General features: G+C 70.2%; 7 protein-coding genes. 3 read left to right on the forward strand and 4 right to left on the reverse strand.

What is annotated here, in order from left to right:
• The coding region (locus A33M_RS20085) for a hypothetical protein (protein ID WP_040622106.1) at positions 1–367 on the reverse strand (367 nt) is incomplete at its 3' end.
• A gap of 61 nt (positions 368–428) precedes the next feature.
• Here A33M_RS20085 and A33M_RS20090 point away from each other — a divergent pair.
• A complete protein-coding gene (locus A33M_RS20090; protein WP_008391226.1) occupies positions 429–977 on the forward strand; it encodes a nucleoside 2-deoxyribosyltransferase in 549 nt (182 codons plus the stop codon).
• An 18-nt stretch (positions 978–995) separates the two neighbouring features.
• Here A33M_RS20090 and hemW read toward each other — a convergent pair whose 3' ends face one another.
• From hemW to rph, 3 genes are read right to left on the reverse strand one after another with little or no spacing between them, the layout of a single operon-like run.
• On the reverse strand, positions 996–2186 hold the full coding sequence (gene hemW, locus A33M_RS20095; RefSeq protein ID WP_008391228.1) for a radical SAM family heme chaperone HemW: 1191 nt from the start codon (positions 2184–2186) through the stop codon (positions 996–998).
• Entirely contained in the window at positions 2179–2826 is a 648-nt protein-coding gene (rdgB, locus tag A33M_RS20100; RefSeq protein ID WP_008391230.1) for an RdgB/HAM1 family non-canonical purine NTP pyrophosphatase, read from the reverse strand. The genes hemW and rdgB overlap by 8 nt, the downstream gene beginning before the upstream one ends.
• Complete coding sequence (gene rph / locus A33M_RS20105) at positions 2823–3539, reverse strand: ribonuclease PH (protein ID WP_008391232.1); 717 nt, start codon at positions 3537–3539, stop codon at positions 2823–2825. The genes rdgB and rph overlap by 4 nt, the downstream gene beginning before the upstream one ends.
• A 169-nt stretch (positions 3540–3708) precedes the next feature.
• On the opposite strand from rph, the gene hrcA reads away from it, so the two are divergent.
• Positions 3709–4821 (forward strand): heat-inducible transcriptional repressor HrcA, encoded by a 1113-nt coding sequence (gene hrcA / locus A33M_RS20110; protein WP_008391235.1) that lies wholly within the window; start codon positions 3709–3711, stop codon positions 4819–4821.
• A 142-nt stretch (positions 4822–4963) separates the two neighbouring features.
• A complete protein-coding gene (gene grpE, locus A33M_RS20115) occupies positions 4964–5695 on the forward strand; it encodes a nucleotide exchange factor GrpE (protein ID WP_008391237.1) in 732 nt (243 codons plus the stop codon).
• Positions 5696–5861 lie beyond the last annotated feature (166 nt).

The raw sequence follows: 5861 nt of genomic DNA on the forward strand, positions 1-5861 counted from the left end.
GCAGTTCGCGCCGCAACGCAGCCCTCGTCCGAGTTTCCAAACGGTCTCTGAACTCCCGATGAAGTCCATAGGCGAACACCGAATGCAGCAGCCGCTGATAAACCCGCTGGTCGACGTACCAGAAGGCGAACACCCCGAAGCTGCCGAACAGCAGCACGAGCTGGACGACGTAGAGAAGCTGGCTGCGCTGGTCGCTGTCACCCTCGGCGGCATGGATGGTGATCAGCGCCGTCGCCGCCAGCACGGCGGCGCTCCAGGCCGACGAGACGGCGCGGAGCTGCCCCTGCGCCCTGTCGAAATCGCTCTCGAACAGACGCAGATGCGCGTAGGCGGCCAACTCGTCCTTGTCGGGCGGGGTATCGGCCATGCTGGTCCCGCAGGGTGAACGTGTTAGGGTCGTTCAACACGAATCCACAGCTTACGGTAGCATGGTGATTTATCTCGCCGGTCCCGACGTTTTTCATCCCGACGCCGCCGAGATCGGGCGGCGCAAGGTCGCGATGTGCGCCGCCGCGGGTTTGACCGGCCTGTTCCCGCTCGACAACGAGCCCGGGAACGAGAACGAGCCGCCGCCCCGCTCGATCGACATTTTTCGCGACAACACCGCCCTGATGGACCGGGCGAAGGCGATCATCGCAAATCTGACGCCGTTTCGCGGACCGAGCGCGGACCCCGGCACGGTCTACGAGCTGGGCTTCATGGCCGGCCGTGGAAAACTGTGCCTCGGCTACTCGAACGACCCCCGGCCCTATATCGACCGGGTGGCGGAGGACGGGCTGCGGGTCGAAAACTTCGGCCTCGCCGACAATCTGATGATCGTGCACGCGCTGGAGGCGTTCGGTGCGCCGATCGTGGTGCCGCGCGTTCCGCCGGCGGATATTTGGCACGACCTCGGTGCGTTCGCGCAGTGCGTCGCCATTGCCCGCGACCTCCTCGCCGAGAGCACGGCAAGAACACGTTCGGTAGCCGGCGTATGAGGAGCGGCGGCCTTCCGCCTACCCCGCGAGATCGGCCACCACGGAGTCGAGCACCGGAAACCCGGCGGCGGTGACGCGCAAACGGCCGGCGGCCGTGGTGGCGACGAAGCCGAGGGCGGCCAATTCGGAGACGCGGACCGGGTCGAGCGGCCGCCCGGCGATCCGCTCGAAGCGCTTCGGGTCGATGCCCTCGGCGAGCCGCAAGCCCATCAGCAGGAACTCGTCGGCCTGCTCGGGGCGGGTCACGGTCTCGTCGACCACGAGACCGTGACCGGTTTCCTCGACCATCGCGAGCCACGCCTCGGGCGATTTTTCCGTCGCGGTGGCGATCCGCCGGTCGCCGATGTCGAGTCGGCCATGGGCACCGGCACCGAAGCCGGCATATTCGCCGTAGCGCCAGTAAACGAGATTGTGGCGGCACTCGGCGCCGGGCTTTGCGTGGTTCGACACCTCGTAGGCCGGCAACCCGGCCTCGCGGCAAATGTCCTGCGTCACGTCGAACAGATGGCGGGCGGCGATCTCGCCGGGGATTTGCAGCTTGCCGGCCTCTTCCAGCAGATAGAACGGCGTGTCGGGCTCGATGGTGAGCTGGTAGAGCGACAAATGCTCGGCCGCCTCGCCGATCGCCCGCGACAGCTCGACCGTCCAGGCGGCGACGCTCTGCCCCGGCCGGGCATAGATCAGGTCGAACGAGTAGCGATCGAAGATTTTCCGCGCGGTCGCGATCGCGGCGAGGGCTTCGTCCGCCGTGTGCCGGCGGCCCAGCGCCACGAGCGACTCGTCGTCGAGCGCCTGTACGCCGAGCGACACGCGATTGACGCCAGCGGTGCGGTAACCGCGGAAACGATCCGCCTCGACGCTGGTCGGGTTGGCCTCGAGCGAGATCTCGACGTCGGACGCGACCGTCCAGTGGCGCGCCACGGTGTCGAGCAGCCCTGCCACCGTCGCCGGCGTCATCAACGAGGGCGTGCCGCCGCCGAAGAAGACGGTCGACACGGTGCGCGGCCCGATCCGCGCGGCGGTCGTCTCGATCTCGCGCCGGTAGGCGGCGAGGAACCGCGCCTCGTCGATGCCGCCCATCCGGACATGGCTGTTGAAGTCGCAATAGGGGCACTTCGACAGGCAGAACGGCCAGTGGAAATAGACCGCGAACGGCCGCGCCTCGTCCGCTTCCGATGGCTTTGCCGGAAGGGTCGCGGCCTCAGCCAAGGCAAGCCTCCGCCAGCTTCACGAAGGCCCGCGCCCGGTGCGACAAGCCCTTTCCGCGCGGCGGCAGGCCGTGCTTCTCCTCGGCGGGCATCTCGCCAAATGTGCGGTCGTGGCCGTCGGGGAGAAACATCGGGTCGTAGCCGAAGCCGAGATTTCCACGGGGGGGCCACACCAAAATCCCGTCGACCCGCGCGGCGACGTCGAGCCGTTCGCCGTCCGGCCACACGACGCACAGCGCCGAGACGAAGTGCGCGCGCCGCGCCTCCGGCGTCACGGCACCACGCGCGACCATCTTCTCGTGGATGTCGGCCATGGCTCGGGCGAAATCCTTGTCGGGGCCGGCCCAGCGGGCCGAGTGGATGCCGGGCGCGCCGTCGAGCGCCTCGACCACCAGGCCGGAATCATCGGAGAAGGCCGGCAGCCCGGTCGCCTTCGCGGCGGCCGCCGCCTTGATGAAGGCGTTCTCGGCGAAGCTCGTCCCGGTCTCCTCGGGCTCGGGCAGCCCGAGCTCGCCGGCCGAGACCGCCTCGACGCCGTAGGGCGCCAGCAGCTCGCGCATCTCCCGGAGCTTGCCGGGATTGTGGGTGGCGACGACCAGCCGGCCTTCGAGCCGACGGCGGACGGGGGCGGGCGCGCTCACATCACCGCCATTTTCTGCAGCTCGACGAGCCGCCCGATGCCCTTGCGGGCGAGCGCCAGCAGCGACATGAACTGCTCCTCGGAGAACGGCACCTTTTCCGCCGTGCCCTGGATCTCGACGATCCCGCCATTGCCGGTGAGGACGAAATTGGCGTCGGTGTCGGCCGAGGAATCCTCGGCATAATCGAGGTCGAGCACGGCGACGCCGTTGTGCACGCCGCACGACACCGCCGCCACGTGGTCGCGCAACGGCTCGCCGCCGCGGAACATGTCGCGCGCCTTCATCCAGGCGATGCAGTCGTGCAGCGCCACCCAGGCGGCGGTGATCGAGGCGGTGCGGGTGCCGCCATCGGCCTGGATGACGTCGCAGTCGACGGTGATCTGGCGCTCGCCGAGCGCCTCGAGGTCGACCACCGCGCGCAGCGAGCGGCCGATCAATCGTTGAATTTCCACCGTGCGGCCGGACTGCTTGCCGGCCGAGGATTCGCGCCGGGTGCGCTCGCTGGTCGCGCGCGGCAGCATGCCGTACTCGGCGGTGACCCAGCCGCGCCCCTGGCCCTTCAGCCACGGCGGCAACCGGTCCTCGAGGGTGGCGGTGACCAGCACATGGGTGTCGCCGCACTTCACGAAGCAGGAGCCCTCGGCGTATTTCACCACGCCGCGTTCGAGCGAGACGGCGCGCAGCTCGTCGGGCTGTCGGTGGCTCGGACGCATGAAAAGGCTCCTCGTCGGGGGATGGAAAAACGCGGCGGCCCGCGGCTCGGGCGGTCGGCGCCCGCCTTTTAGGTCCCGCGGCCGGCAGCGGCAAGGGGCGCCTCGCACGGCGGCGCGCATCCGGCCTCGCCTGGCGTCTTGCACGGAGCCGGGCGGAGGGCCAAATCTGGTGACCGCGTTTTTGCCCGATCACGAGAGCGACGTCGTGTCCCAGGACGGCCAAATCCCTGCGAGCGGCAGCAGCCTGATGCAGCTCAACGAGCGGTCCCGCGAAATCTTCCGCTCGATCGTCGAGAGCTACCTCGCCACCGGCGAGCCGGTCGGCTCGCGCAATCTGTCCCGCCTCCTGCCGATGACGCTGTCGCCGGCCTCGGTGCGCAACGTCATGCAGGACCTCGAGCAGGCCGGGCTGATCTATGCCCCGCACACCTCGGCCGGCCGGCTGCCGACCGAGTTCGGCCTGCGCTTCTTCGTCGACGCGCTGATGCAGATCGGCGACCTGCCGGAGGACGAGCGTCGCACCATCGAGGCGCAGGTGGCGGCCGCCGGCCGCTCGTTCGAGACGGTGCTGACCGACGCCTCGACCATGCTGTCCGGCCTCACCCGGGCGGCCGGGGTGGTGCTGACCGCCAAGGCGAACGTGCGGCTGAAGCACATCGAGTTCGTCCGGCTCGAGCCGACCCGGGCGCTGGTCGTGCTGGTCGCCGAGGACGGGCAGGTCGAGAACCGCATCGTCGCGCTGCCGCCGGGTCTCCCCAGCTCGGCGCTGATCGAGGCCTCGAACTTCCTCAACCGCCACATCGCCGGGCAGACGCTGACCGACGCCAAGGTGGCGCTCGAGGCGGCGCTCGTGACGAGCCGGGCCGAGATCGACCAGCTCACCCAGAAGATCATATCGGCGGGGCTCGCCAGCTGGTCGGGCGGCGACGGCGACGAGCGCAAGCTGATCGTGCGCGGGCACGCCCATCTGCTCGACGACCTCAAGGCGCTGGAGGACCTCGAGCGGGTGCGCCAGCTGTTCGACGAGCTGGAGACCCAGCGCGGCCTCGTCGACCTGCTCGGCCGGGCCGAGAAGGCGGACGGCGTGCGCATCTTCATCGGCTCGGAGAACAAGCTCTTCTCGCTGTCCGGCTCGTCGACCGTGATCGCCCCCTATCACGACGCGGCCGGGCGGATCGTCGGGGTGCTCGGGGTGATCGGGCCGACCCGGCTCAACTATGCCCGCATCGTGCCGATGGTCGATTACACCGCGCGGGTGGTCGGCCGGCTGCTCGGCGGCTGAGGCCGGGCGCCCGAGGCCGGCCGCCGGTTCCCACCGCTGGTGGCGAGACACCGCGGGTTCCGGCAAATCGCTTGATTTTCCGGGCTCGGATCGCGATATGCGGGTCGAAAACCCGTGACCTTCGAACAAACGGACGAGCACCATGACGGACCCCACCGCAAGCGGCCCTGCGCCCGCCCCCGAGGCCGAGAGCGCCAAGGAGCCCCGCGCGGCCGACACCGCCACCGCTGCCGCCGAGACCGCAGCAAGCACCGCCGGCCCGGACGCCGCCGCGCCGCAACCGGACGTCGCCGCCCTCGCCAAGGAGGCGGCCGAGTTCAAGGACCGCCTGCTGCGCACGCTGGCGGAGATGGAGAATCTGCGCCGCCGCACCGAGCGCGAGGTGGCCGACGCGCGCGCCTACGGCATCTCCGGCTTCGGCCGCGACATGCTGGGCGTCGCCGACAATCTTTCGCGCGCCTTGACGGCGATCGCGGCGGAAAACCGCGAAAACCTGCCGGCCCCGGCGGTCGCCTTCATCGAAGGCGTCGAGCTGACCGAGCGCGAGCTCTTGAAGGCGTTCGAGCGCAACGGGGTGAAGAAGTTCGATCCGCAGGGCCAGAAATTCGACCCCAACGTGCACCAGGCGATGTTCGAGGTGCCGGACCCGTCGGTTCCGGCCGGCACCGTCGTGCAGGTGGTGCAGGCGGGCTACACGATCGGCGAGCGCGTGCTTCGCCCGGCGCTGGTCGGCGTCGCCAAGGGCGGCCCGAAGGCGGCGAAACCCGGCGCCGAGGCGACCGAGCAAACGCAGCAGGCGGGCGTCGCGCCCGGCGAGGCGGCGGCCGCCTATGCGGCGAACGAGAGCGCCGGCAAGCCGGACGGCGCCGCCTGAGCGGCGACCGGCCGCGCCGGCACGTCGGCTGTCCCGGCGACGTTTCAGACGGCGGCCCCGTTGCGGCGGGGCGCCGGCCTCAGAGCCCGTTTGGGAACTCCGACGGGGCTGCGCCGGAGCGCTTTCGCCGATCCGGCAGGAGCCGATCGAGGCGCGTACCGGGGAG

Source organism: Rhodovulum sp. PH10 (assembly GCF_000293785.1).
Classification (GTDB): domain Bacteria; phylum Pseudomonadota; class Alphaproteobacteria; order Rhizobiales; family Xanthobacteraceae; genus Rhodoplanes.